Raw genomic sequence first — 26,050 nt, 5'->3', positions numbered from 1 at the left:
CAATTTTCAAAAACAGAAAAACACCCCCAAAAAATGATCAGGCATGAACGAATAGTGTGATAGCAGGTCTTCATGAATGAATGATCATCTAAACAACCGGGGAGGTATTTTGAGTATGAATATTGATGAAATACTGGAAGATACCGCAGATCTTGCGCAAGAGGATATTCACACGCCAATTTATAGATTCGATATAGATCGACTTTTGGAACAAACCGATGATTTATAATGTTTAATAGCAATCACTGTTTAAATATCCGCTATCTTTTAACGATAGAAGCGGAAACAAAAAAGGAAAGTCCAATGTTAATGAGGGACTTTCCTTTTTATTTGCCACTAACTTTTAGTCATGGCGTTTATGTTTATTGACCAATTCTTTCATCATATTGATGACAGTGGCTCTTTCTTCCTTGTTGAAATGCTGTACCCAATGATTGATGAGCAAGTTTTCTTCCGTTGATAGGTTCCTCTGTAATGCATCTTCAAATATTTCCTTTATCTCAGATCCCTTTTTAAGATGATCAATTCCTGATTCAGCTCTCATAACAACGTTAACCTCCTTTTTCTTTTTATTTTCCCTCTCATTTATAAATAAAACATTATTTGGAAGGTGAAGAAAAAGAATCAAGAATAGAAAAGAGAATGGAATTTCTCATGGATTAAAGCTCCTTTTGTGATAAAATCAGTAAAAACATCTAAACTGATAGATGGAAGAAGGGAAGAGGCTGGAATGACCCATATTTGCATTGTACGCCACGGTCAAACCGACTGGAATCTTAAGGGGAGGCTTCAGGGACAAACGGATATCCCGCTTAATGAAACAGGTCGGAAGCAAGCTGAGGAATGCAGAGAGTTCCTGAAGGATATGGACTGGGATGTGGTCCTCACCACTTCTTTGAAGAGAGCGAAAGAAACCGCAGACATCATCAATGAAGCCCTTCATCTTCCGATTATTGAAATGAATGATTTCAAAGAAAGGTATTTTGGTGAAGGCGAAGGGTTGACGAGAGAAATAAGGGAGAAGAGATATCCTGCCTTCGTCTTTCCCGGAATGGAACCTGACGAGGAACTTGAAGAACGGATAGAAGCAGGGTTGAAGGAAGTCAGTAAACGATTCCCCGATAAAAAAGTATTGATGGTATCACATGGTGCCGTCATCCATGCCATAATAAAAAAGTATCATTTAGATGGCAGTAAGCTTGATAACTTCAGGCTGTTTAACGGATGCTTGACCAATCTCCGCTTCAAAGAGGAAACCTGGAATGTAGATGATTATAATGTCACAGATCATTTAATCGAATTTAAAAAGTGACCTTTCGGAACTTTATACATAACTGTGAGGTGATGGGACAATGGGCATCATATTATTCGACGGTGTCTGTAATTTATGTAATAACTCTGTACGTTTTATCATTCAGCGAGATCCAATGCGGGAGTTCAAGTTTGCTTCCCTGCAAAGTGAAGCCGGAAGACGATTCAGTGAGCAATATGATATTCCTGACTCTGTTGACAGTTTAGTATTAATCAAGGATGGAAAAGGTTATCTGGAATCGACTGCCGCTTTAAGAATAGCGTCCCGATTGAAATGGCCATGGAAAATGTGCCGGGTATTTTTGATGATTCCAAAGCCGCTCAGGGATTTATTATACAGGTGGATAGCTGCGAATCGCTATAAATGGTTCGGCCGTAATGATTCGTGTATGATTCCAAGTAAAGAAAACAAAGACAGGTTCCTTTAAGACAAAAAGACTCCGAATCCAATCGGAGTCTTTTTTTTTGAAGAGAATTTACGAACCCATGATGGTAACAGCAAACTTACGATTTCGAGGTCCATCAAATTCACACAAATAAATCCCTTGCCACATACCAAGCAATAATTGTCCATCCTTAATAATGATCGTTTGGGAATGTCCCACCGTACTTGTCTTTAAGTGTGCCGCTGTATTACCTTCTCCATGGAGGTCCAGGGAGTGATTCCAAGGATAAACTTCATCCAGGCGCCTTAGAAAATCCGTCTTTACATCAGGGTCGGCATTTTCATTTACTGTAATCCCTGCAGTGGTATGCAGTGATTGTACAACGGCCAGTCCATTAGATACTTCTGATTGGTCGATAAAGTCTTGGACACTTCCGGTGATATCAATCATCTCATCACGATTATGAGTTTCTAGGTTCATTACATTCATTCGTATGACTCCTTCCTGAAAAATCTCTTCTTTAAATTCCTATCCAGCGCGAATCATAAAAAACTGGTTCAGATTTAAACCAGTTTTTCCCTTAACCTTTTAGCCAGTCTGACGCCCTCAACATTATCCCCATGGAGACAAATCGTATCAGCCTGAATGGAAATGACATCACCTGTGACGGTCATCACTTCCTGCCGCTCTACCATTCTCAACACTTGTTCCTCCACTCTGTCAGCGTCATGAAGGACAGCATCATGAAGGGACCTCGGGGTGAGGGAGCCGTCAGATTGATAAGTCCGGTCTGCAAACACTTCGTGGGCTACTTTTAGTCCCGTTTCCGTACCTGCCTTGGTCAATTCGCTGCCAGAAAGGCCGAATAATACAAGTGATTCGTCTATATCACATACAGATTTTGCGATGGCAAGCGCCAGGTCCCGGTCTTTTGCAGCCATGTTGTATAAAGCACCATGAGGCTTTACATGAGTAAGCTTTCCCTTTTGTGCCGTCACCATCGCCTGAAGTGCACCGACTTGATATTGAACCAGTGCATACGCTTCCCGTGGTGTAATATGTATGCTCCTCCGTCCAAATCCCTGGAGATCTGGCAATCCCGGATGGGCCCCTATATTCAGATCATGCTTGAGCGCTTGTTCAACGGTTTGCGCCATGACCAGGGGATCACCTGCATGAAAGCCGCACGCTATATTGACAGATGATACATACTTCATCATTTCTTCGTCTTGTCCGATTGTATAAGCACCAAAGCTTTCTCCCAAATCACAATTTAAATCAATGATCATCGTAAGACTCCTTTCAAGTATCTTCATCTAAGTTGTACTAATCTTATCATATGGACGCTGTTCATTCACTTTTCATGCTAAAAAAGGCTAAAGCCTAACTTGGGTTTCAGTTAACCGTCTCTTGTGAAATTTGATAGAATGTAAATGAATCATTGATAATTGAAGAGGAAATATATGTATAGTGGAGAAGATTTGTTTATCTGCAGAGTGGAAGTTTGTATCCTGATCATAATGGGCCTGCCAAAAGAAAAAGCTTGATCCTAGGAAGGACTAAGCTTTAATTTGACTTTTTTATAGAGAGATTTTATTTTTCCTTCTTTCTCCGTTTGGTGATTGTCTATTATTCTCGTACGCAGGAAAAAATAGATTATTTCCTCCACGGCGGCAATTAGGACCAATAAAGAAATAAATAGTATGATCCCCGTTGTCATTGTCATCTCTCCTTTCCATATAGGGTAATACATGTATATGGATATAACTACCTCTTCATGAAGATAATTAAACGTTTTATTGAAAGGGAGAAAATAATTGAAGGCTATCCTGTTTGACTTAGATGAAACCCTGTTGAACAGGGAACATTCTTTATTGAATTTCATTTCGGACCAATACGATCGCATTTTTATTGATTATGTCGTAAATAAAGAAGAGTTCTGTTCAAAATTTATCGAATGGGACCAAAGAGGGTATGTGTGGAAAGATGTCGTGTATGAAAAATTGATTGAGTATTTTGATTTGAACCATTTTTGTACACAAGATCTAGTGGTAGATTACTTATCGAATTTTGCTCGGCATGCCACCCCCTTTCCCGGGCTGCACCACGTACTGTCGACACTGAAAAGGGAAGGATACTCTTTAGGGCTCATCACAAATGGAAGGGAAGATTTACAGACCAGTTCCATCGAGGGACTACAGATAGAATCATATTTTGACATCATTTTGATTTCAGAAAGCTTTGGAGCCAAAAAACCTGATATCAGCATTTTCACACATGCTTTACGTCACCTTGGTGTCGAACCAGCTAATGCAGTGTATGTAGGTGATCATCCAATTAATGATGTTGAAGCTTCCATTCGATGCGGAATGACCGGCGTGTGGAAAAAAACGGATGCTTGGGATGGGCAGGGGATACAATATAAAATTAAAGAACTCCCTGATTTACTGGAATTGATGAAATCAATATACAATAACTAAATTATGTTAACCTAACTTGTTTTAGCGAAATTTTATCATCCTCTCATCAGAATTTAATATTGGGAGTGGATGATAAACACAAGAGCTAATAAGGGAGGTATTCAAATGATGTGGATTCGCTTCATACCGGTCCTGTTTTTTAGTTTCACAGCTTTAACTTTGTTCACTTATCAGGGAATTGAAATTTTTCAGGCGTTCAATGACTTTTTCACAAAGAAATAAAGTATTCAGTATGTTTAGCAGGTGAGTGCATGAAAAGAGTTTTAGTAATTGAAGATGAAAAAAATCTATCGCGTTTCATCGAATTAGAGCTTAAGTACGAAGGGTATGATACTGGTCTTGCGTTTGACGGAAGAGATGGGCTCGAAATGGCATTAAATAATGAATGGGATGTTATTCTGCTTGATTTGATGCTCCCGGGTCTCAATGGTCTTGAAGTATGCAGGAGAATCAGGCAGAGCAAGGAAACGCCCATTCTTATGATCACAGCGCGGGACAGTGTGATGGACAGAGTATCGGGTCTGGACAGTGGTGCGGATGATTATATTGTAAAACCGTTTGCTATTGAAGAGCTTCTCGCGAGACTGAGAGCGGTATTTCGGAGGTCTCAAAACGATCTTCCTCAATCGAATGTTACAACCTATGTCCACAAAGGTTTGAAGGTTTATAAAGAATCGCGTCAAGTATATAAAGAAGATAATGAAATCATCGTGACGAAAAGAGAATATGATCTGTTAATCGCTTTTATGGAAAACAAAAATATAGTTCTGACACGGGATGTCCTTTTGAATAAAGTATGGGGATATGATACGGAAGTGGAAACCAATGTTGTGGATGTATATGTCCGTTATCTGCGTAATAAATTGGACTCCCCTGATGATGAGAGCATCATACAAACAGTACGGGGAACGGGATATGTGATGAGGTCATGAAAAATTGGAAGCGGTGGTTTACGCCGTCATCTTTAAAGTTCAAGTGGGCTCTGGCAGCAGGATCAGCCATATTTATTGCGTTCTTTCTTTTCAGCTTCTTTCAATATCATGCAATCAGTAAGTGGATGGTCGATGAAGAAGAGAATAATTTTAGCCGTGTTTTGGATGAGATCACCGTTTTCTTTAAACAGCGAGGCCAAAACATTGAATTGAAAGATATTTATGACAGCAGGGATCTCATGAAACAAATTGCAGAGAAGGATCAGACCATCAGGATCCTCGACCGTCATGGTGAACAGGCATTGGAAATCAGAGGGGAGAACGAGCCGGCATTCTATATACCATTTCAGCCAGTTAGTGATAGAACAGTCAAACTGATTGAATCAGACGGAAGAAAGATATTAATTGGTCATTCTCCGATTATTTCGAATCAGTTCGTTGGGTATATAGAAATCATACAGCCTCTCAATCGTTATGAAAAAATCATGAAAAACTTATTTTGGATGATGACGATAACCGGTGCAGCGGCATTGATTTTAAGTGCATTATTGGGATATTTAATGGCAAGGAACTTCATTCGCCCATTGAATACACTGTCAGAGGCTATGCGGTCCATCGAACAAGGGGGATTTCAGAGGAGGGTAGAAAATACGAATGCCCATGACGAAATCAGTGAATTGTCTCAAATATTCAATAAAATGATGAGTGAGATAGAAAAGTCATTCAGGCAGCAGCAACAGTTCGTTGAAGATGCCTCCCACGAATTAAGAACCCCGATCCAGGTTCTGGAGGGGCACTTGGCGTTATTAAACAGATGGGGGAAGAAAGATCCATCCATATTGGAAGAATCCTTACAGGTATCTTTAAAAGAACTTGAAAGAGTAAAACGGCTTGTCGGTGAACTCCTCGAGTTATCCAGAGCGGACCGTGAAATGACAGATTTTGAAAATTCCAAAGTAAACATCAAGGCAGCAGCGGAAAAAATCATCCGTGATTTTGCATTTCTGCATGAAGATTATGTGTTTCAGATCAAAAATGAAATGAAACAAAACATACATGCATTTATAATGAAGAGACATTTAGAACAGGTTTTGGTTATATTATTGGACAATGCAGTCAAGTATTCGGAACCGCGCACAACCATTGAAGTTCAGTTATCGGAACTTGACGAGGATCTTGTCATTGATGTGAAGGATGAAGGAATAGGGATACCTGAAGCAGATTTGGAAAAAGTCTTTGATCGTTTCTATCGGGTAGATAAGGCCAGAAGCAGAGAAAAAGGCGGATATGGATTGGGTCTGGCAATTGCATCAAAGTTAATTGATAACTATGGTGGAAAGATCGAAGCGAAGAGAAACGAACCGTATGGGACAATCATCCGTGTTTCTCTAAAAAAGGTCATCGAACATATTGAAGAAAAGTAGACGTCTCAATATTTTTCAGAGACGTCTATTTCTGTGTATTGAATATCAATGCTTTTAGGAATCTTCAATTCAAGGATGCCATCTCTGAATTGTGCAATCGCTCCTTTCCTCTTTACAAGTGAAGGAAGAGTTAGTACTTGCCTGTCACCATGTTCCGGGATATTCTCAATGATTGCTTGATTTGATGTATGAAAGATCTTCATTTGCTTCATCCACTCTTCATCAGGGATCTTCAGACGGATATAAACATCTTCAAATGTCTCAAATATATTGACGGGAATTGAATTCGCAGGCGTCGAAGCTTTGGATTCCTGATGATTCGGTTCGTTACTCATCGGATGTATGAAAGGCTGATGCCCTTTCATTGCCTCAGTAGGGTTCATCATATTACTCCATCCGCCGGGAAACATTTTTTTCATCATATCCTGTACATATGAATCAATTTCTTTTGGATTCATCTGATTCATTTGTTCCTTCATATCTTTACTGAATGGAAAAAGGCTCCAAGGGAACATAAGCATCACCTTTCTTAAAAACACACTCTAAGCGAACCGCCAGCAGCGGCTCATCATAAACCGGATACCTAAGATGTAATATTCTATGCAAGTATGGGCGAAGAGTTCAGGTGTATTGAAGGATCATTTTTATAGGATACCTCGTGAATGATTCAGTTTGATTAAGGACGCTGCAATTCATTCTTCCCAAAGACAGTCATAGTATCAACGGGTCTGATCGAAATGCAGAAGCGGATAACCTACTTGACTGCGTCTCTTATGGAAATAAAGACCGGTGTTTAGAAGGGGCAATAAAAAGGGAATGAAAGGTATATCATCGCTTTTTGAGATACTTCTAATATAGAATTCTTACAAACAATAAAAATTAGCGGAAATGATAAAAAGTGTTTGGTTTTTTTTAGTAAGAGTAGTAAGATGGTTTATGAAAAAAGTTACCTTATTGGGCATTCATAAGAGGGTGAATAAGAAAGCGCTTAATAGAAAGTTATTTCAGAATAGTCGTTTTTCATATGAAGTTCTTCACAAATTATTATGGGAATATAAGTTAAAAGGATGGCGATCTGAGTAAAAAACAAAATTTTAAGAAATTTGTTATTAAGACTTTATATTACTACTTCACAGTGATAAAATATCCTTGTAAGCGTTTTTATGTTTTGTTAATTACTATTCTTGCATAACAATTAATGACTGTTGAAATGGAAGAATACCTGATACCCAAATTATACTAACTGGCAAATAGTTGGAGGTTTTTCACAATGAAAAAGCAATCGACAAACCAAGGCGAGCCATGGCATTCCTTTTATGGACCAAATCTTGGCTACGTGATGGAGGTTTATGAACAATTCCTTGAGGATCCATCGGAAGTTGATCCGGAAATGAGGGAATTATTTGAGCAATGGGGACCTCCTACTGCTGAAGATGCCGCAGTGATGGCAAGTGCACAAAAAGCAGATGCTTCTTTTACTTTACCTGCTCAGCCTACAGCATTAAGTAAGATGGTTGCCGCTGTCAAGCTGGCTGATAATATTCGTACATATGGACATTTAGCAGCAGATATCAACCCGCTGAATGATCGCGATAAAGATACAAGAAGGATTGAATTGTCAGAATTTGATCTGACGGAAGAAGATTTGAAGGCCATTCCTGTAGATTTTCTATGCCCGGATGCTCCACCTCATATTAAAGATGGACTTCAGGCTGTAAATCACTTGAAGGAAGTATATACACAGAAGCTGGCATTTGAATATGCTCACGTGCATGAGTTGGAAGAGAAAAATTGGCTAAGAGAAAAAATTGAATCAGGTTCATATTATTCTCCTTTGTCAAATGACCAAAAAGTTTCATTGTTAAAGCGGTTGGCGGAAGTCGACGGGTTTGAAAAATATGTCCACCGTACATTTGTAGGCCAAAAACGTTTCTCGATAGAGGGCTTGGATACGATGGTACCGCTATTGGATGAATTGATTCGCTATTCGGTTGAAACCGGGGCTAAAACGGTGAATATCGGGATGGCTCACCGTGGTCGATTGAATGTTCTTGCGCATGTGATCGGTAAACCGTATGAAATGATATTTGCTGAATTCCAGCATGCACCAAGCAAAGACCTGATTCCTTCTGAGGGATCAATCGGAATCACCTTCGGTTGGACCGGTGATGTGAAATACCATCTTGGAGCGGACAGGGAGATTTCTCCTAAGGCATTACCTACGGCACGTGCCCGTGTTACATTGGCAAACAACCCAAGCCACCTGGAGGTTGTGAGCCCGATCGTGGCAGGATACACACGTGCGGCTCAGGAGAACCGTGAAGATAATGGATACCCTGTGCAATCATCTGAGACTTCCTATGCGGTTATGATTCATGGGGACGCTGCTTTCCCTGGGCAGGGAGTAGTGGCAGAAACTCTTAATATGAGTCGATTAAGAGGTTATAACACCGGGGGATCGATTCACTTAATCGCAAACAATATGATCGGTTTCACAACAGAAAGCCGTGATTCACGTTCAACGAAGTATGCCTCTGATACAGCAAAAGGCTTCGAAGTGCCAATTGTACACGTTAACGCTGATGATCCGGAAGCTTGTTTAGCAGCTGCCGTTTTAGCCTATGAGTATCGAAAAACATTCGGAAAAGATTTTGTGATCGATCTGATTGGCTATCGCAGATTCGGCCACAATGAAATGGATGAACCGATGGTGACGAATCCGCAAATGTATTCAATCATTCAAAACCATCCGAATGTCAAAAACATGTATGCTGAAAAGCTGATGTCTGAAGGCATTGTCACTAAGGAAGATATCGAAAAGATGGATGCTGAGATTGAAGAAACACTGAAGGCTGCTTATGAAAAGGTGCCTGCAAAGGATGAAGATCCTGATACAGTGCTTGCTCCTCCTGAAGACGTAGCAAATGGCTTGCCTGAACTGGATACTTCTGTTGAATTCAATAAGCTGCAGCAACTAAATGAAGAGTTACTGCAATGGCCGGAAGGTTTCAATGTTTTCAAGAAGCTTGATAAGATCTTAAAGAGACGCAGTCAAGTATTTGAGGGGAAAGGAAAAATTGATTGGGCACATGCGGAAACACTTGCATTTGCATCCATATTAAAAGATGGAACTCCAATCCGTTTAACAGGTCAGGATTCTGAGCGCGGGACTTTTGCTCAGCGCCATCTGGTTCTACATGATGAAAAGTCAGGTGAGGAATATATTCCGCTGCATCATATCCAGGACAGCCATGCATCATTTGTAGTGCTTAATAGTCCATTAACAGAGACAGCAGTTGTCGGATACGAATATGGATACAATGTTTTCGCACCTGAAACACTGGTCCTTTGGGAAGCCCAATTCGGTGATTTCTCTAATATGGCACAGGTAATGTTCGATCAGTTCATTTCTGCAGGGCGGGCTAAATGGGGTCAAAAATCAGGACTTGTCATGCTCCTCCCGCACGGTTATGAAGGTCAGGGGCCGGAACACTCGAGTGCACGTCTGGAAAGGTTCCTCCAATTAGGTGGGGAGTATAACTGGACAGTTGCAAATTGTTCGACTGCAGGTCAATATTTCCATATCCTGAGACGTCAAGCGGCAATCCTTCAGAAAGAAGAAGTACGCCCGCTCGTTATCATGACTCCTAAAAGCTTGTTAAGAAATCAATTTGCAGCTGTTACAGCAGAAGAGCTCGCTAATGGTGAATTCCACTCCGTTCTGGAACAAAAAGGATTGGGTGAAAATCATGAAGCAGTAGAGCGAATCGTGATTGGAAGCGGTAAGATCGCGATTGACTTGGAAGAGAAACTTCAGGGTATCGATGAAACAGATTGGCTTCATATTCTTCGTTTAGAAGAAATTTACCCATTCCCTAATAATGATTTAGCAGGCATCCTGGACAGATATCCAAATCTAAAAGAACTTGTTTGGATTCAAGAAGAACCTAAAAATATGGGAGCTTGGACTTTTGTTGAACCACGACTGCGTGATTTGGCACCAGACGGCGTTGAAGTTCAATATGTCGGACGCCGCAGACGTTCAAGTCCTTCAGAAGGTGAACCTACTGTACACAAAAAAGAACAAGCACGAATCATTAATGAAGCGTTAACTCGATAAGAAAGAGGAGGACATCACAGTGGCAGAAATCAAAGTTCCAGAATTGGCAGAATCAATTACAGAAGGTACGATTGCTCAATGGTTAAAGCAGCCGGGCGATTACGTTGAAAAAGGCGAATATATCGTAGAGCTTGAGACAGATAAAGTAAATGTAGAAGTGATTTCTGAAGAAGCAGGAACCATTCAAGAACTGAAAGCAGATGAAGGTGATACTGTAGAAGTCGGGCAGGTCATTGCCATTGTAGGGGCAGGCGGGGAAGCTCCTGCACCATCTGAACAAAAAGGTGAAGAGAAGGAAGCTCCTAAACAAGAGGAGAAAGCGGAAGAAAAATCTCCTCAAGAAGAAGCACCTGCTGCAAAAGATGATAAGAAGAATCGTCCGATTGCATCACCTGCTGCACGCAAACTTGCTCGTGAAAAAGGAATTGACCTTACACAAGTTCCTACCGATCCACTTGGCCGAGTACGCAAACAAGATATTGAAGCATATGAAAACAAACCTGCATCTGCTCCTTCGAAACCTGCGCAGGAAGCGAAGAAAGCTCCAGCCAAGAAAGACGACGGTAAGCCGGTCGAACGGGAAAAGATGTCACGCCGCAGACAAACCATTGCAAAACGCCTGGTGGAAGTACAGCAGACAGCTGCAATGTTAACGACTTTCAATGAAATTGATATGTCAGCCGTAATGGAATTACGTAAGCGTAAGAAAGATAAATTCTTTGAAAGCCACGATGTGAGATTAGGATTCATGAGCTTCTTTACGAAAGCTGTAGTAGCTGCCCTTAAGAAATATCCTTACGTGAACGCTGAAATTGACGGTGATGAAATCGTCCTTAAGAAATATTATGATGTAGGTGTGGCTGTATCCACCGACGATGGTCTTGTCGTACCGATCGTAAGAGACTGTGACCGCAAAAACTTTGCAGAAATCGAAGGGGAAATCATGGAGCTGGCAACGAAAGCAAGAAATAACAAGCTTGCTCTCTCAGATTTACAAGGCGGTTCCTTCACAATCACAAACGGCGGGGTATTTGGTTCTTTACTTTCTACACCTATCCTAAACGGACCACAGGTTGGTATTTTAGGAATGCACACAATCCAACTTCGTCCTGTAGCTATTGATAAGGAAAATATGGAAAACCGTCCTATGATGTATATCGCTCTTTCTTATGATCATAGAATCATTGATGGAAAAGAAGCGGTAGGTTTCCTTGCAATGGTTAAGAACTTACTGGAAAACCCTGAAGATTTACTATTAGAGGGATAAGCCTCCTTTGTTTGAAAATATAGATGAATGTGTTGGCTGATACATGATCAATGTATCAGCTTTTTTTTTTGCTCAGCCGATTAAGTCGGGATAGTTCCCATGTTCTTTGCCCTCACTCTTTTTTACCCTCTACATAAAATATAGTAAAACGAAAACATTTTTCCTGAAGGAAAATTTTGGACGAAAGGAGATGATCGATCATGAACCCTCGCCATGCCAAGAAAATCATTTATTATACTTATCTATTTCATAAAATCGGTCTCTTGGATAGTAAACAAAAACAGCAAATAGAGGATCACTACATCCAGAAACGAAGTATCTTGTAATGAGAACGAAAAAGACAGACTCTAAGATGGAGTCTGTCAAACATATTCTCAGGGGGTGAGAATGAATCAATTCATTTTATCTTTATTCCCATTGTCATGATTTCCTAAAAGGTTTTAATCCGCGATTGCGGATCTCTTTTCTTAATAATTGAATCCAGTCCTGATCATTCCCTTGTTTCTCAGCATCGCGATAAGCTGCCACTAACTGTTCATTACTTAAGATTTTCATGACCAACCTCCTAGGAATGTTTAAAATATAGAATTTTCTATATTTTCTATATATTTTACATAGAAAAGATGATTTTGAAAAGTGTTTTTTGTTTAAATCCATCCAAAGTAGGATTTTAAGGTTTTTTGTAGAAATTGGTTTGAACGATGGTTAATTTGTCTAAATATAATAGTTTGGCAAATATATCTGTTATTCTTCTTAAGGAAAACAAGAAGTGGCTGTTATTTTTCATCTATATTTATTTGAAAATTTCAATTTTTGTGATAATATACACGCATAGAACAACATTTTGAACTACACATTCATGATATTAATAACAAAGGGGGACATTCGTTTGACCGAAATTTTACAAACTACCATTGGAGATTTACTTGAAGAAAAAGCCCGATTACATCCAGACAATGAGGCTGTGGTTTATTCCGACAGAGGGTTGAGATGGTCATATGAAGAGTTGAATCATAAATGCAGACAAGCTGCCAAGGGGTTCATGAAGCTGGGCATTGAAAAAGGGGATCATATCGCAATCTGGGCATCCAATACACCTGAATGGATATTAAGCCAGTTTTCAACAGGGAAGATGGGAGCAGTATTAGTAACGGTTAACACGAATTATCGCACAGCCGAGCTTGAATATTTATTAAGGCAGTCGGACAGTACAACCATCATTTTAATGGAAGAATATCGTGGAGCCTCTTATATTGATATGCTTTATGAAATCTGTCCTGAACTAAAGAGTTCAGAACCCGGTAAGTTACATAGTACAAAGCTGCCGAATCTGAAAAATGTCATTGTGATGGGAAATAAAAAATATCCAGGGACCTATAATTGGGAAGAAATCATGGAATTAGGGAATGGAGTGGAGGATGAACGTTTAGACAGCAGAATGAAGGACCTTTCACCGGATGAAGTCATAAATATGCAATATACCTCCGGAACGACGGGTTTTCCAAAAGGAGTTATGCTCACTCACTCCAACATTGTAAATAACGCGTATAATGTTGCAGGGTGTATGAGACTTACAAATGAAGATCGATTATGCATACCTGTACCATTCTTTCATTGCTTCGGCTGCGTGATGGGGACCCTGGCCTGTGTATCTGTAGGTGCTGTAATGGTACCGGTACAAGAATTCAGTCCTGAACAAGTACTTCAGACTGTCCAGGATGAAAGATGCACTGCATTGCATGGGGTGCCAACCATGTTCATTGGAGAATTGAATCTTCCTTCCTTCGCTGAATATGACCTGAGCAGTCTTCGGACAGGAATAATGGCAGGCAGTAACTGCCCGATTGAAGTCATGAAGGATGTAATGAATAAAATGGGAGCTGAAGAAATCACCATCGCATACGGTCAGACGGAATCTTCGCCTGTCATTACACAAACCCGCACTCACGATCCCATTGAATTGAAAGTTGAGACAGTCGGAAGAGGACTTCCTCATGTGGAAGTGAAAATTGTAGAGCCCGGGACCGGCCAGGAAGTACCCGTCGGGACCCAGGGGGAGCTTTGCACAAGGGGATATCATGTAATGAAAGGGTATTATAAGAACGATGAGGCTACGAGAGCTGCCATTGATGAAGAAAATTGGCTGCATACGGGTGACTTAGCTGTAATGGATGAGCATGGTTATTGCAGGATTACTGGAAGATTGAAAGACATGATCATCAGAGGCGGTGAAAATATTTATCCCCGTGAAATTGAGGAATTTTTGTATTCCCATCCTAAAATACTCGATGTCCAGGTGATTGGGATACCTGACGAAACATTTGGCGAAGAAGTTATGGCGTGGGTCATCCTGAAAGAGGGGCAGACGGCTACATGTGATGAAATCAAAGACTACTGCAAAGGAAAGATTTCCCGGCATAAGGTTCCAAGATACATTGAATTCACTGATTCATATCCGATGACAGCGTCAGGTAAAATTCAAAAGTTCAGATTGAAAGAACAAGCTAAAACAGCAATTTCCCCAAAGGGTTGAAGTATTTTGTAAGCGTATACTTTGAAGCCAATCCATGCTCATGTGGATTGGCTTTATTATTGCGTATCTTCCTTGAATCACTATTTTGAATGACTGCAAGCGCATTTAACTGAAAAATCAAAATGATTCTGATAGAATAAATCTAATCACAATTAGTAAGAGGAGAGATAGTGTGAACGTTTTTGTTTATGGCACATTAAGAAGGCATGAAGAAAATCATTCCCTTTTGAAAGACACGCAATTGCGGGTTGAACAAGCGTGGGTAGATGGAGAGCTTTATGATACCGACAGAGGTTATCCGGCTCTAAAAGAAGGTGATGGTACAGTATATGGAGAAGTATATAAAATAGATGATGAACTTCTCGCCAAACTGGATGAGATCGAGGATTATATCGAAGGCAGGGAAGAAAATCTATATAATCGACAACTTCGCCAAGTAAAAACAGATAGAGGGACAATCGAAGCTTTCGTGTACTATGGGTTAGAGGAAAAACTGTTTCAAACCAAAATTCCCTCCGGAGATTGGAAAGTACATCAATTCATCAATGAAAAGCCTCAGCGTATTTTATACTTTGCTTATGGTTCGTGTATGGATGATGCACGATTCAAGTTGGCTAAAGTAGATCATCACTTTCAAGATTGCCTGGGAGCAGGAACGTTGAAGGGATATACGATGAGATATCTATTTAAAGTAGATGATGGGGGACGTGGGGATATCATTGAAGATGGGGGCTCGATGGAAGGCGTTGTTTATGATGTACCCCAGGAAGCGGTTGAATATCTGTTTACAAGAGAAGGAGTAGCTCCCGGCTGGTACAGGGCAGCTTTTGTAGATGTCACAATCGGTGGGGACATGTATACTGATGTGCTTACATTTATTGTGAAAACTAAGTTCGATGAAGTCCTTCCTCCTGAGCATTACGCACGGGAAATTTTAAGAGGAAGCCTGCCCCATGTCAGTGCGGCGTATCATTCGAAATTACAGCAGCAGCTAATTGATCTGGGAATGGTTGAAGAACAAGTGAAAAGTCTGCTAACAAACCCCAAGTCTTCATAATATATATCATTATGAATAAATGAGTTGAACATCCTGAATAGGATGGAATATCTATTGAATGAATAGGCTTTTTTCTGTCTGGTACAGGAAAAATGGACTTGTCCCGAGCTTTTTTGAACGAGGCGTTTACAGAAACGGGGGTGCTATATGGAGATCTTACTTGATCTAGTGGACCAATATGGCTATATAGCAATGTTTCTTTTTAGCTGGATCGTATTTTTAGGCTTGCCTGTCCCGAATGAAATGGCAGCTGCATTTGCAGGATATCTTACTGAATGGAGGCATTTTAACCCATACACCTCGTTTCTTTTCATGTACAGCGGATTAGTAAGCTATGGTATATTCGGATTTATAATAGGGAAGCGATTTGGAACAAGATTGCTGCTTCGTTTCTTTAAAAGCAGCAAGACACAAGGGTTGATCAGGAAAAGTGAGACCTGGATCGATAAATATGGTTTATTTGCTATTTCCATCAGCTATTTCATCCCTGGTGTCCGTCTTGTGATGCCTTATATTGCCGGGACGGGGAAAGGTATCACATTTTTGAAATTTATGTTGTATGCCGCACCTTCTGCATGCATATGGGCATTGGTTTACTTTCAGGCTGGAAGGTACTTTCCGAGGAGTTTTCAACCAATGGTCGAAGAACTCAGCTTGAAAGCAGGAATGACAGCTGGTTTAATCCTTTCAGCAATAATGCTTTTCTTTCTGCTCCGAGCATTAAGAAGGAAGTATCCTTTAACAAGGAAAAGAATAAGGTATCGAAAATAAATAACCGATTTAACGGAAGCCGTTAAATCGGTTTAACTATGTGGTGAGCTTTCATCATTAATAATCGTGTAATAGCTCCCGAATACTCCGATTGCTTTGATAGTGGTACGATCGCCGTTCTGGTCCTCGAATATTTTACCCACAGTATTAAATAACAGATATTCACTTTTTACATTTGAACCTGTTTCAATCAGGGTATAAACAGAATTTCCATTTTCTTTTTTTGTACAGGATATTTTCTCTTTACAATCTATCTGGTATTCTTCTTCCAGCCAAGTATAAAACTGTTCTTCAGACGGACGGTGAGTAGTCATATAATAGGCAAGAAATAGCAGAGAGATACAGAGAATCTGGAAGATTGCTTTTTTCATTGTGTAACGCCCTTCAAATTAAATTCTCCTATAATATACCATATATTTAGAGAGGATGACAGGGATGATTAGGGTAATTTATTAAATATACGATTCAAATAAAGGAAAGATTCGTTTGAGGCAGTGAAGTTTGCGGTTGAACAAATGCCTGGGGAAGAATATACTAATTACATACATATGTACTAGGAGGATTTAGATGATACATCATACTTGGACAGACAATAATGCAGTGAAATTAGTTAAGTGTGTACATACTGATGCAAAAAAATACACGGTGGAAAACGTTCTTGTAGTCGGTAAAGAATACGAAGTAAAAAATGAATCAGAAGACTATTACTTTGTTATTGATGAAAGCGGCAAGATGGGAGGCTTCTATAAGGAGTACTTCGAAGAAATAAAATAATGTGAATTGACAGCTGGTTTCTACTTTGAGTGGAAATCAGCTTTTATATTGTGAGCTCCTTTTTTTGCAGTGAAAGCGCTCTTACATGTATGATGTGTCTAGTAGATGATTTGGAAAGGATGTCATGGATGAATTACGAAACATCTTTACCGGAAACGGTATTGGAAATGATAAAACAAAGAAAAGAATTGTTCAGTGAATCACAGTATGGATATCTCATAGGGGAGGGAGGATACTCCTCAAGTGATCATCATATAATCGAAGATAGCATCATCTCTTTATCAATGGGGAAAAACGTCCTGTTAAAAGGTCCGACAGGTTCAGGTAAAACAAAACTATCTGAAACGTTGTCGTCCATTTTTACCCAGCCGATGCACAGTATTAACTGTTCCGTCGATCTTGATGCAGAAGCTCTGCTCGGGTATAAGACGATCACCGATAAAAACGGAAAGAACTCGATTGAATTCATAGAGGGTCCCGTTATTCAGGCTATGAAAAAAGGACACCTTTTATATATCGATGAAATCAATATGGCGAAGCCCGAGACCCTGCCGATTCTAAATGGTGTCCTTGATTACCGCAGAAGCATCACGAACCCGTTCACCGGGGAAGTGATCAAAGCTGCACCGACCTTTGGTGTGATCGCGGCTATCAATGAAGGGTATGTAGGGACTGTCCCATTGAATGAAGCGCTAAAAAACAGGTTCGTCGTAGTCGACGTCCCATATATTGAAGGAGAAGTATTGTGCTCAGTCATTAAAAGTCAGAGCCAATTGAATGATGAGAAATTGATTGACAAGTTCGTCGCTCTGTCCTCTGATTTATTGATTCAGGTGAAGAATGGACAGGTTTCAGAGGAAGCTGCATCGATCCGGGCTCTATTGGATGCTTGCGACCTTGCCGTATTCTTACCTGCAAAACGTGCCATTCAGCGCGGAATTATTGATAAGTTGGAAGATGAGCGGGAGAAAGCCGCGATAAAAAATATCTCGGAAACCTTATTTGAATGAGGGATCGATAATGGAAAGGTTTATACAATTCAACGATGAAACCATCGATTCGTTTCTCTTCATGGAAATGGCCGATTTGGCGAAGACCTTGTCCAAAAATGGCGAGATGGATTTGAAATATGGTCCTTTTTCTTATCTGGATAATAAACAGCAAACAGTATATGTCAGCCATTTTTGGGATCATAGGAAAAGGATGGACGAGGTAAACGGGTTAAAAAGTGATATTTACCTCAGGACTGTCGGAAACCTCACTGAAACCGACAATGAAGAAGTGATAAACTATATAAAGAAGATCAAACATACTTCCATCCCGAAATTCTCTAAACAATTATTTGTTATGGTTGAAGACTTGCGTCTGGAAGAAATTTGCAAGGTGAAAAGGCCGGGAACCAAGAAAGCATTTTCAACAAGAAGGGATGTATTCCGCCAATATTTTCAGGCCCAACTAAAAGTCAATTTAACTAAAAGCGTGTTTACAGATTCTCTGTTCAATGCGTTATTTCTATTACTGAATGCACAGTCTCCACTTGAGGAGCCTCCTTCCATCAATGAAGATATCGATTTGGCCATGCCGTTCCTTCATAACCGGCTCAGCCGCTTTTATGAAACGGATTCAACTGCCGCTGTTGTAAGAATCTGCCTGGAAATCGTTGACGTGGTTGATGAAATCGTCAAGAAGGATATGCTCAATGAATATTTCCATTTACCGGAAGATGCGTATGACCAAGCCGATCTTCCTGCCGAAACCTTTGAAGACCTTAAACGGAAGGATCCACTGGCTAATCATGATGTCCTTGAGGAAGAGAGTACCGGCGATGAAGAAGTGATCGATGAAGAATTCCGTACGTGGCATAGAGAAACGGAAGATAAAGGAGAATCCTTTTTACAATTCGACTTGGATCAGGGTTCGCAATCGGATTTAATGGGTGAAGGCGTCCGGGAAGGCGACGATGGAGATCAAGCCCTGGCCATGGTCCAAGGCTCCGCTCAGGAAACGGATAAGGAACATTATGAGAATGTGAAAGCTGCGGAAAAAGAGCATGAAGAACTGAAAGGAGGGGGAGAAAGTAAATACGGAAAAGATAATCGATATGCCGTACCTTATTTTCTTTCCCCTTCGATTCCGAGTTTTGAAGAACAGCAGTTATATCACACGTATAAAGCAGAAATCTCACCTTTTCAGAAAAAACTTCAAAAAATGATTGAGAAAACGCTCGAGCATAAAAGGATTCAACCACGGTCAGACCTGCATTTTGGCCGTTTGAACAACAAACTGCTGAGGTTTATCACCGACGATAACCCAAGGCTCTTTTACAAAAAACAAAATCCATCCACTGAAATCGATGCTGTCTTTTCACTGCTTGTGGATTGTTCAGGCTCAATGTTCGATAAGATGGATCAAACAAAATTGGGAATCACTCTATTTCATGAGTCCTTGAAGTCCGTCCGGGTGCCTCATGAAGTTGTAGGTTTTTGGGAGGATACCAATCAGGCAACCAAGACCAGTCAGCCTAATTATCTGAAGCCTGTGCTGGATTACACCGCTTCTCTTAAGCCTTCTTCAGGAGCGGAGATTTTACAGCTCGAGCCTGAAGAAGATAACAGGGATGGATTTGCCATCCGTTTGATGACGGAGAGAATCCTAAGAAGAAATGAAAAACAAAAATTTCTTCTTGTCTTTTCAGATGGTGAACCTGCAGCGCTGGATTATGATCAAAATGGAATTGTTGATACACATGAAGCCGTTTTGGATGCAAGAAAACAAGGTATCGAAGTCATCAATGTGTTTTTATCGAACGGACCAATCGATGAAGGCCAGCGTAATACGATCCAAAATATTTATGGCAATTACAGTATCTTGGTTTCTGATATAGAAGAGCTTCCAGATGTGTTGTTTCCCTTACTTCGTAAACTTCTTTATAAAAGCATATGATTTAAAAGGGAAAAAAGAGGCTGGGACAAAAGTGTTTTAGCCTAAGTAAACCCGAACTAATTTGTGGAAAGACAAATTAGTTCGGGTTTTTAATATGATCAAATGAACATTTAGATTTAGCTCTTTCTAGCGGTTGATTGGAGTGCAAGACGAAGACTCCTATTAGAAAAGCGGAAGGGCTTTGAAAGAGGCGGGTGGCATAAGACGAATTGGCCATGTAGGCGTTCTTTGCCTTCTTGGTCGATTTGGCTTATGACATGTGCCTCTAAGCCCTGCAGCTGGCCAGTTAAACTCCCTTAAGGAGGTTACGAGGAGGCTCACGGGCTACCCGCGGAAAGCGAAGTCTTGCACGGAAATCATTAGCGGTATTAAGAGCCTACACTCAAATTGTTCGTCTTTATGTGGTAGTTTTTTAGTTTTGTCCCAGCCTCATCTTTGTTATATGGATAAATCTCATTCATATAATTGTATGAATTGGAAAGTTTAAGGTTTAGGATACTATTGAAGGGATATTAATGTAATCATAAGCAAAAGATGGTATGAATTGGAGGTTGTAACGTGGAAGATATAGATTTGCATCATATCTTTGAACTAGGCTTAATATTAGTGATGATTGCTGCAGGAATCACTGCAATTGCTAAGAAATTCAAGCAGCCTTATCCGATTGCACTGGTCATTGTGGGAGCATTAATAGGTTTATTGAACATTCCTATTCTAGAACCTCTGAAAGAGTTCATCACCGAGGGGGAAGTCTTTAATTTTGTCATCATTACGCTATTTCTGCCTGCACTGTTGGGGGAGGCAGCTTTAAAACTCCCTTTTTCCCAATTGAATGCAAACAAGGAACCGGTATTGGCCCTTGCTTTCGGAGGAACATTTCTTTCTTTTTTGATCATCGGGTTCTCTGCCTATTATTTCTTTGACTTTCCTATTCCTGCAGCGTTTGTGTTTGGTGCGTTAATGAGTGCAACCGACCCTGTGAGTGTGCTTTCCATTTTCAAAAGCGTGGGAGTGAAGAAAAGGCTGGCTGTAGTGATCGAGGGTGAGAGTTTATTTAATGATGGGCTGGCGGTTGTCCTTTTCAATATTTCTGCATTCTATTTATTAACATACATAGACGCTGGATGGGCTGGTCTTGGAAGCGGCTTGTGGGAATTCATTCGCGTTGTTTCACTGGGTGTCATTATTGGAGGATCATTGGGCTATGCTTTTTCCATCCTTACAAAGTACTTTGACGATTACCCTTTAGAAATCATATTTAGTATCATTTTATTTTATGGTTCGTTCCTGCTCGCAGAGAGCGTCCATGCCTCCGGGGTTATTGCGGTGGTGATTGCAGCCCTCATTTTCGGTAACTATGGCGGTAAAATCGGTATGAGTCCTACGACAAAGCTGAACATCAACAGCTTCTGGGACGTAGCAGCTTTACTTGCGAATTCACTTGTATTTTTAATGGTCGGACTTGAAATAACAAGGATTGACCTGATGGAAAAATGGCCGTTGATATTTGCAGCCATTCCAATTGTGCTGATAGCAAGAAGTATTGCCGTTTACACCAGTCTATCGTTGATCAGTAATTTCCCTCATAAATGGAAGCATATATTGAATTGGGGAGGGCTAAAGGGGTCGCTTTCTGTTGCCCTTGTATTAAGTCTCCCAAGGGATTTCCCTGCCAGAGAGGATGTATTGATTCTTGGATTCAGTGTAGTACTCTTCAGCTTGGTAGTCCAAGGATTAACGATCAAGCCTTTAATTTCTTTGCTTGGTGTAAAGGCAAAAGAGGGAGAGCATCAAGAATTTCAAGAACTGCTTTCCCAGGTACATCGCTATGAAACGGCCATTTCTGAAATCCATCGCGTTAAACAGAAGCTTTATATTACCGATACAGTTTCAGAGGAAGTAATGGATATGTATAAAAAACGAATTGATATGATTAAGGCACAGTTGAATGATCTTTATGAAAAACATCCTGAGTTAAAGGAAAATCAGCTATTAACGTTAAAGAAGCATGCGTTATATGCTGAGTACGACGCCATTATGAAACTTGAAAAAGAAGAAATCATTTCAAGTACCCTTGCTGAAAGACAGTACGATGCGATTACAGATGCAATCGTGAATAATGAAGAAAAGTAAAAGAGACGCCTCAATGGCGTCTCTTACTTTTTCATTTCCATCAATTTTTGTTTTAATTCCTGTTCCATGACTGCCATTTCCTGTTCAGCCTGCTGACGTTTCTGACGTCCTTCCGCTTGAATGGTCAAGGTTTCCTCGATGGTTGCTATTAAATTTTCCTGAGTTTTCTTGAGTGTTTCGACATCAATGATACCCCGTTCATTTTCGCGGGCAGTCTCGATGCTGTTTGTTTTCAGCATTTCTGAGTTTTTCAATAGAAGGTCATTGGTGGTACGGGAAACCTGTTTTTGAGCCGTTACCGCTTTCTGCTGATTTAACAGGGTGAGAGCGATCGCAATCTGGTTTTTCCAAAGTGGTATTGCTGTAAGGATGGAAGCCTGGATTTTTTCGGCCAGTGCCTGATTGGTATTTTGGATCAAACGAATTTGCGGGGCGGATTGTATGGTCATTTGCCTGCTCAATTTAAGGTCGTGAATCCGCTTGTCCAGCCGGTCAAGAAACTGCATTGTATCGTTTACCTCTTGATAAAGAAGTTCGTCCCCCGATTCTTCAGCTTTTTTACGCAAAGAAGGAAGAAGTGTGTGCTGGATTTCATCCCTTTTTAGTTCCGCTGCAGCAATATAAATATTCAGTGCCTGAAAGTAATCCTTATTTTTTTCGTAAAGAGTTTCTAAAAGTCTATTGTCATCCAACAAAGTTTTCTGAGAGTGTTCCAGTCTAACGGATATGCGGTCAATCTGAGAACCAATTTTTTGGTATTTGGATAGAACTTCCTGTAAGGAAGAAGAGACTTTACGGAATAGCTTTTTGAACATCCCTTTTTGCTTTGAATTCAATTCTTCCGGATTCATCTGTTCCAGTTTTTTCATAAGGTCGCTTAATACATCCCCGATTGGCCCGATATCCCTTTTTTGGACATGTTCCAGCATCGAATGGGAGAAGCTTGATAACTGGTTTTGCGCAGCAGTACCATATTTTAGAATCGCCTCATAATCTTTATAATCGATCTGATCAGCGAGTTGTTTTGCCTTTTCCTGCTGTTCTTTCGGCAGGCGGTCCATTAATGCAGTATTGGTAGGTGTGTTGGTACTCATTTCATTTGAAAAAGGATTGGAAAGCAGTTGATCTAACTCATTAAGCTCCTGACGTTGTTCCATGGTAAAACCTCCATCATCTATTTTAAATCTTTTTTATGTGAAAGGTGCTGGTTGGCAAAATTCAATTCTAGTTTCAAATGGTCCATATCATCAGCCAATACCACTTCTAAATCCTTCTCTAATGAATCAATCAATTCATCCAAAGTAGAACGGGTCTGCTGCAGAGATAAAAAAGTTTCCTGGCTTTTGCCTGGCTGGGATGCCAGAAAGGTATATTTCTCAGTCAGTTCAACAACGGAATCCAGATGATAGTAGAAGAAACGTTCAGCTGAGTAATAACGTTTAGGTTCTTTATTCACTAACTGGAAGATTCTTCTTGATAATCGGTTTATTTCAAGAATTTGTTTGAATGCACCTAATGAACGGACTTTTAATTGCTGTTTCTGCAATCGTTTGATTTTTTCTTTCGCTTCTTTTAAATTCTTGCTGATATATCGATATTCCTTTCTCGTGATTCCTTTTTTATTCAGCCACATGCTGCTCTGAATTCCTTTAACAAGCAGGAAGGTAAAGAAACCTGTGACAATACTGCATACTAGAGTCAGGGGAAATCCAATATCGAATGACAGTACATAAACTACAAAGCTGGCAGTACCAATTGAAATGGCAAGTATACTTCTTAACACTAAATGTAAAAACGTATTCATTTCATCTACCCCTTAAAAAAATGCTTTCCTTTTATACGTTGAGATGCTCAAAAAAGTTTCATTGAAGTTATTTCTATTCTAACAGAAGACGGGTGTGGAATATACTGGGCATGCATATTATCGGGCTTACTTACTGTAAGGAATTGACTACATTCTTTCAATTTAATAACATTTCCGGAAGTGATGATTAAATAATCAATTTATTTGATAAAATGATTTAGTAGATAGAAAAGCGGAGGCGGCTCGTTCAGAGGCGACAAGCATAAGACAGGGCAGCCATAAAGGCATTTTTTGCCTTTTTGGATGGCATGGCTTATGTCTCGAGCCTCTAGCCGCCGGAGCTGGACAAATAGAAAAGCGGAGGCGGCTTGTTCAGCCCCGACAAGCATAAGATGAATGGGCCGGGAAGGCGCTTTTTGCCTTCATGGACCATTTAGCTTATGACCTCGAGGGGCTAGCCGCCGGAGCTGGACAAATAGAAAAGCGGAGGCGGCTCGTTCAGAGGCGACAAGCATAAGACAGGGCAGCCATAAAGGCGTTTTTCCTTTTTGGATGGCATGGCTTATGTCTCGAGCCTCTAGCCGCCGGAGCTGGACAGATAGAAAAGCGGAGGCGGCTCGTTCAGCCCCGACAAGCATAAGTTGAATGGGCCGAGAAGGCGCTATTTGCCTTCATGGACCATTTAGCTTATGACCTCGAGGGGCTAGCCGCCATAGCTGGACAAATAGAAAAGCGGAGGCGGCTCGTTCAGAGGCGACAAGCATAAGACAGGGCAGCCATAAAGGCGTTTTTTGCCTTTTTGGATGACATGGCTTATGTCTCGAGCCTCTAGCCGCCATAGCTGGACAGATTGACGAGACAGGTGTGTGGACAGATGAAAAAAACAATCATGCTGATGATCATTGTGCTATTCTGGGTGTCATCACCCATGGCATCAGCTCAGGAAAAAACAGCACAAAAGCCGGATAGCCTTTTCAGTAAATCGGCTGTTTTAATAGATTCCTCAACAGGAAGTGTTCTTTATTCGAAGAATGCCCATAAGAAAATGAATCCTGCCAGCATCACAAAAATCGCAACAGCCATTTATGCGCTTGAGCATAGTAAGCAAGATGAAACGGTCACGGTCAGTCAACAGGCTTCTAATACAGAAGGGTCTACCGTCTATTTGCTACCAGGAGAGACCATTTCGATGCAGCAGTTATTGCAGGGATTGATGGTCAATTCTGGGAATGATGCCGCGGTTGCCATCGCGGAGCACACGGAAGGCTCAGTGGATGATTTCATGAAAAACTTAAATGAATTTTTAAGAGAAGAGGTGGGTGTAAAGAATACCCACTTTGAAAATCCCCACGGGCTCTATGATGATGATCATTATACAACAGCCTATGATATGGCTGAAATTACAAGCTATGCATTAAAAAACGATGATTTCAAAGCGTTATTTGATATCGATATGATCAATTGGACGTCTGCAGGGTGGAAAACAAAACTTTACAATCATCATAAAATGGTCAAGGGTGAATTACCATATCCAGAAGTGACGGGCGGTAAGAATGGGTTTGTACCGGAAGCCAATCATACCCTTGTCACGTCTGCAGAAAATGATGGCTTATCGGTTGTAGCAGTGACGATGGATGCACAGAGTAAACGGGCCATTTATACAGACACGAAAGCACTGCTGGATTATGGACTTAATCAGTTCACCCGCACCTATGTATCCAAGGAAAGTGAATTTCAGACAAGCAGTGAATCGTTTGAACTTCAAACAGATTTTCATTATACAAAGCCCCTCAATGAAACAGTGAATGAAGTGGTGGACAAAAGTGGTATCCTGACGATTTATAATGAACAACATGAGAAAATTGCTTCTACAAAGCTTCAAGCGGTTCATACATCCGGTAAAAAACAGCAGGATGTGCTGGCTTCAAGCAGTCATGGGAGCAAAGAAAGTGAATGGACTGACTCAGCCGCATTTTACCCTGTTTTTCTTTACATGATCATCCTGGCGATGGCAGGGATTTCGATGTTGAGAAGAAGGGGGCGGGAGCTCTAGTCTTTCCATTCCTAAAAAAATCTGAAGCAGAAGAAATCAACAGGCTGTCCCGATGGGGGCAG

The 26,050-nt window shown here is 40.6% G+C and carries 24 protein-coding genes; 16 read left to right on the top strand and 8 right to left on the bottom strand.

Translation table 11 applies throughout. The features are described 5' to 3' along the window. Positions 1–343: 343 nt before the first annotated feature. Positions 344–544 (bottom strand): hypothetical protein, encoded by a 201-nt coding sequence (locus tag ACUXV2_RS10915; RefSeq protein ID WP_446243241.1) that lies wholly within the window; start codon positions 542–544, stop codon positions 344–346. 186 nt (positions 545–730) lie between these two features. Here ACUXV2_RS10915 and ACUXV2_RS10910 point away from each other — a divergent pair, with 186 nt between their 5' ends. After that, positions 731–1,312, top strand: coding sequence for a histidine phosphatase family protein (locus tag ACUXV2_RS10910; protein WP_446243240.1), 582 nt, complete (start codon positions 731–733; stop codon positions 1,310–1,312). Positions 1,313–1,352: 40 nt separating this feature from the next. Further along, positions 1,353–1,739: a thiol-disulfide oxidoreductase DCC family protein gene (locus ACUXV2_RS10905; RefSeq protein ID WP_446243239.1), complete on the top strand. Its 387-nt coding sequence runs from the start codon at positions 1,353–1,355 to the stop codon at positions 1,737–1,739. 48 nt (positions 1,740–1,787) lie between these two features. Here the strand turns inward: ACUXV2_RS10905 and ACUXV2_RS10900 are convergent, their stop codons facing one another. After that, entirely contained in the window at positions 1,788–2,186 is a 399-nt protein-coding gene (locus ACUXV2_RS10900) for a secondary thiamine-phosphate synthase enzyme YjbQ (protein ID WP_446243238.1), read from the bottom strand. A 74-nt stretch (positions 2,187–2,260) separates the two neighbouring features. Further along, positions 2,261–2,986, bottom strand: coding sequence for a LamB/YcsF family protein (locus ACUXV2_RS10895; protein WP_446243237.1), 726 nt, complete (start codon positions 2,984–2,986; stop codon positions 2,261–2,263). A gap of 528 nt (positions 2,987–3,514) precedes the next feature. Between ACUXV2_RS10895 and ACUXV2_RS10890 the strand changes: the two genes are divergently transcribed. From ACUXV2_RS10890 to ACUXV2_RS10880, 3 genes are all read left to right on the top strand, one after another. Then, positions 3,515–4,177 carry an HAD family hydrolase gene (locus ACUXV2_RS10890; RefSeq protein ID WP_446243236.1) on the top strand — a complete coding sequence of 221 codons (663 nt, stop codon included), beginning with the start codon at positions 3,515–3,517 and terminating at the stop codon, positions 4,175–4,177. A 251-nt stretch (positions 4,178–4,428) separates the two neighbouring features. Beyond that, positions 4,429–5,109 carry a response regulator transcription factor gene (locus tag ACUXV2_RS10885; protein WP_446243235.1) on the top strand — a complete coding sequence of 227 codons (681 nt, stop codon included), beginning with the start codon at positions 4,429–4,431 and terminating at the stop codon, positions 5,107–5,109. Then, the gene (locus ACUXV2_RS10880; protein ID WP_446243234.1) at positions 5,106–6,533 is read left to right on the top strand and encodes a HAMP domain-containing sensor histidine kinase; all 1,428 of its coding nucleotides are present in this window, start codon (positions 5,106–5,108) and stop codon (positions 6,531–6,533) included. Before ACUXV2_RS10885 ends, ACUXV2_RS10880 begins: the two co-directional genes overlap by 4 nt. A gap of 5 nt (positions 6,534–6,538) precedes the next feature. Here ACUXV2_RS10880 and ACUXV2_RS10875 read toward each other — a convergent pair whose 3' ends face one another. After that, positions 6,539–7,048, bottom strand: coding sequence for an Hsp20/alpha crystallin family protein (locus tag ACUXV2_RS10875; RefSeq protein ID WP_446243233.1), 510 nt, complete (start codon positions 7,046–7,048; stop codon positions 6,539–6,541). Positions 7,049–7,803: 755 nt separating this feature from the next. On the opposite strand from ACUXV2_RS10875, the gene ACUXV2_RS10870 reads away from it, so the two are divergent. From ACUXV2_RS10870 to ACUXV2_RS10860, 3 genes are all read left to right on the top strand, one after another. Further along, positions 7,804–10,653, top strand: a complete 2,850-nt coding sequence (locus tag ACUXV2_RS10870; RefSeq protein ID WP_446243232.1) for a 2-oxoglutarate dehydrogenase E1 component — start codon at positions 7,804–7,806, stop codon at positions 10,651–10,653. Positions 10,654–10,672: 19 nt separating this feature from the next. After that, entirely contained in the window at positions 10,673–11,920 is a 1,248-nt protein-coding gene (gene odhB / locus ACUXV2_RS10865; RefSeq protein WP_446243231.1) for a 2-oxoglutarate dehydrogenase complex dihydrolipoyllysine-residue succinyltransferase, read from the top strand. 200 nt (positions 11,921–12,120) lie between these two features. Next, positions 12,121–12,246, top strand: a complete 126-nt coding sequence (locus ACUXV2_RS10860) for a hypothetical protein (protein WP_446243230.1) — start codon at positions 12,121–12,123, stop codon at positions 12,244–12,246. Between the two features lie 94 nt (positions 12,247–12,340). Here ACUXV2_RS10860 and sda read toward each other — a convergent pair whose 3' ends face one another. After that, positions 12,341–12,475 (bottom strand): sporulation histidine kinase inhibitor Sda, encoded by a 135-nt coding sequence (gene sda, locus ACUXV2_RS10855; protein WP_172251557.1) that lies wholly within the window; start codon positions 12,473–12,475, stop codon positions 12,341–12,343. A 343-nt stretch (positions 12,476–12,818) separates the two neighbouring features. On the opposite strand from sda, the gene ACUXV2_RS10850 reads away from it, so the two are divergent. From ACUXV2_RS10850 to ACUXV2_RS10840, 3 genes are all read left to right on the top strand, one after another. Next, positions 12,819–14,453: an AMP-binding protein gene (locus ACUXV2_RS10850; protein WP_446247050.1), complete on the top strand. Its 1,635-nt coding sequence runs from the start codon at positions 12,819–12,821 to the stop codon at positions 14,451–14,453. Positions 14,454–14,625: 172 nt separating this feature from the next. Beyond that, complete coding sequence (locus tag ACUXV2_RS10845) at positions 14,626–15,510, top strand: gamma-glutamylcyclotransferase (protein ID WP_446243229.1); 885 nt, start codon at positions 14,626–14,628, stop codon at positions 15,508–15,510. A 147-nt stretch (positions 15,511–15,657) separates the two neighbouring features. Next, positions 15,658–16,281 (top strand): DedA family protein, encoded by a 624-nt coding sequence (locus tag ACUXV2_RS10840; RefSeq protein WP_446243228.1) that lies wholly within the window; start codon positions 15,658–15,660, stop codon positions 16,279–16,281. Positions 16,282–16,313: 32 nt separating this feature from the next. On the opposite strand, the gene ACUXV2_RS10835 is transcribed toward ACUXV2_RS10840, so the two are convergent. Next, complete coding sequence (locus ACUXV2_RS10835) at positions 16,314–16,652, bottom strand: hypothetical protein (RefSeq protein WP_446243227.1); 339 nt, start codon at positions 16,650–16,652, stop codon at positions 16,314–16,316. A gap of 196 nt (positions 16,653–16,848) precedes the next feature. On the opposite strand from ACUXV2_RS10835, the gene ACUXV2_RS10830 reads away from it, so the two are divergent. From ACUXV2_RS10830 to ACUXV2_RS10815, 4 genes are all read left to right on the top strand, one after another. Continuing rightward, complete coding sequence (locus ACUXV2_RS10830) at positions 16,849–17,055, top strand: DUF6501 family protein (protein ID WP_446243226.1); 207 nt, start codon at positions 16,849–16,851, stop codon at positions 17,053–17,055. Positions 17,056–17,183: 128 nt separating this feature from the next. Then, positions 17,184–18,065: an ATP-binding protein gene (locus tag ACUXV2_RS10825; protein WP_446243225.1), complete on the top strand. Its 882-nt coding sequence runs from the start codon at positions 17,184–17,186 to the stop codon at positions 18,063–18,065. Between the two features lie 10 nt (positions 18,066–18,075). Beyond that, positions 18,076–19,998, top strand: a complete 1,923-nt coding sequence (locus tag ACUXV2_RS10820) for a vWA domain-containing protein (protein WP_446243224.1) — start codon at positions 18,076–18,078, stop codon at positions 19,996–19,998. A 558-nt stretch (positions 19,999–20,556) separates the two neighbouring features. After that, on the top strand, positions 20,557–22,131 hold the full coding sequence (locus ACUXV2_RS10815) for a cation:proton antiporter (protein WP_446243223.1): 1,575 nt from the start codon (positions 20,557–20,559) through the stop codon (positions 22,129–22,131). A 23-nt stretch (positions 22,132–22,154) separates the two neighbouring features. Here the strand turns inward: ACUXV2_RS10815 and ACUXV2_RS10810 are convergent, their stop codons facing one another. Continuing rightward, positions 22,155–23,288: a toxic anion resistance protein gene (locus ACUXV2_RS10810; protein WP_446243222.1), complete on the bottom strand. Its 1,134-nt coding sequence runs from the start codon at positions 23,286–23,288 to the stop codon at positions 22,155–22,157. A 17-nt stretch (positions 23,289–23,305) separates the two neighbouring features. Then, positions 23,306–23,935 carry a 5-bromo-4-chloroindolyl phosphate hydrolysis family protein gene (locus ACUXV2_RS10805; protein ID WP_446243221.1) on the bottom strand — a complete coding sequence of 210 codons (630 nt, stop codon included), beginning with the start codon at positions 23,933–23,935 and terminating at the stop codon, positions 23,306–23,308. A gap of 874 nt (positions 23,936–24,809) precedes the next feature. Between ACUXV2_RS10805 and ACUXV2_RS10800 the strand changes: the two genes are divergently transcribed. After that, the gene (locus ACUXV2_RS10800; RefSeq protein WP_446243220.1) at positions 24,810–25,988 is read left to right on the top strand and encodes a D-alanyl-D-alanine carboxypeptidase family protein; all 1,179 of its coding nucleotides are present in this window, start codon (positions 24,810–24,812) and stop codon (positions 25,986–25,988) included. The last annotated feature ends 62 nt before the right edge of the window (positions 25,989–26,050 follow it).

This window comes from Rossellomorea sp. NS-SX7, from assembly GCF_052828565.1.
Note: the sequence above shows the minus strand (reverse complement) of the source record. Positions and strands in the feature narration are given on the sequence as shown.

Excerpts from the sequence above, each read along its gene's own strand:
- ACUXV2_RS10910 (WP_446243240.1), top strand. The coding sequence starts at position 731 with ATGACCCATATTTGCATTGTACGCCACGGTCAAACCGACTGGAATCTT.
- ACUXV2_RS10895 (WP_446243237.1), bottom strand. The coding sequence starts at position 2,986 with ATGATCATTGATTTAAATTGTGATTTGGGAGAAAGCTTTGGTGCTTAT.
- ACUXV2_RS10885 (WP_446243235.1), top strand. The coding sequence starts at position 4,429 with ATGAAAAGAGTTTTAGTAATTGAAGATGAAAAAAATCTATCGCGTTTC.
- ACUXV2_RS10860 (WP_446243230.1), top strand. The coding sequence starts at position 12,121 with ATGAACCCTCGCCATGCCAAGAAAATCATTTATTATACTTATCTATTT.
- ACUXV2_RS10870 (WP_446243232.1), top strand. The coding sequence starts at position 7,804 with ATGAAAAAGCAATCGACAAACCAAGGCGAGCCATGGCATTCCTTTTAT.
- ACUXV2_RS10800 (WP_446243220.1), top strand. The coding sequence starts at position 24,810 with ATGAAAAAAACAATCATGCTGATGATCATTGTGCTATTCTGGGTGTCA.
- ACUXV2_RS10825 (WP_446243225.1), top strand. The coding sequence starts at position 17,184 with ATGAATTACGAAACATCTTTACCGGAAACGGTATTGGAAATGATAAAA.
- ACUXV2_RS10810 (WP_446243222.1), bottom strand. The coding sequence starts at position 23,288 with ATGGAACAACGTCAGGAGCTTAATGAGTTAGATCAACTGCTTTCCAAT.
- ACUXV2_RS10830 (WP_446243226.1), top strand. The coding sequence starts at position 16,849 with ATGATACATCATACTTGGACAGACAATAATGCAGTGAAATTAGTTAAG.
- ACUXV2_RS10915 (WP_446243241.1), bottom strand. The coding sequence starts at position 544 with ATGAGAGCTGAATCAGGAATTGATCATCTTAAAAAGGGATCTGAGATA.
- ACUXV2_RS10875 (WP_446243233.1), bottom strand. The coding sequence starts at position 7,048 with ATGTTCCCTTGGAGCCTTTTTCCATTCAGTAAAGATATGAAGGAACAA.
- ACUXV2_RS10905 (WP_446243239.1), top strand. The coding sequence starts at position 1,353 with ATGGGCATCATATTATTCGACGGTGTCTGTAATTTATGTAATAACTCT.
- ACUXV2_RS10835 (WP_446243227.1), bottom strand. The coding sequence starts at position 16,652 with ATGAAAAAAGCAATCTTCCAGATTCTCTGTATCTCTCTGCTATTTCTT.
- sda (WP_172251557.1), bottom strand. The coding sequence starts at position 12,475 with ATGAAAATCTTAAGTAATGAACAGTTAGTGGCAGCTTATCGCGATGCT.
- ACUXV2_RS10880 (WP_446243234.1), top strand. The coding sequence starts at position 5,106 with ATGAAAAATTGGAAGCGGTGGTTTACGCCGTCATCTTTAAAGTTCAAG.
- ACUXV2_RS10805 (WP_446243221.1), bottom strand. The coding sequence starts at position 23,935 with ATGAATACGTTTTTACATTTAGTGTTAAGAAGTATACTTGCCATTTCA.
- ACUXV2_RS10820 (WP_446243224.1), top strand. The coding sequence starts at position 18,076 with ATGGAAAGGTTTATACAATTCAACGATGAAACCATCGATTCGTTTCTC.
- ACUXV2_RS10900 (WP_446243238.1), bottom strand. The coding sequence starts at position 2,186 with ATGAATGTAATGAACCTAGAAACTCATAATCGTGATGAGATGATTGAT.
- ACUXV2_RS10840 (WP_446243228.1), top strand. The coding sequence starts at position 15,658 with ATGGAGATCTTACTTGATCTAGTGGACCAATATGGCTATATAGCAATG.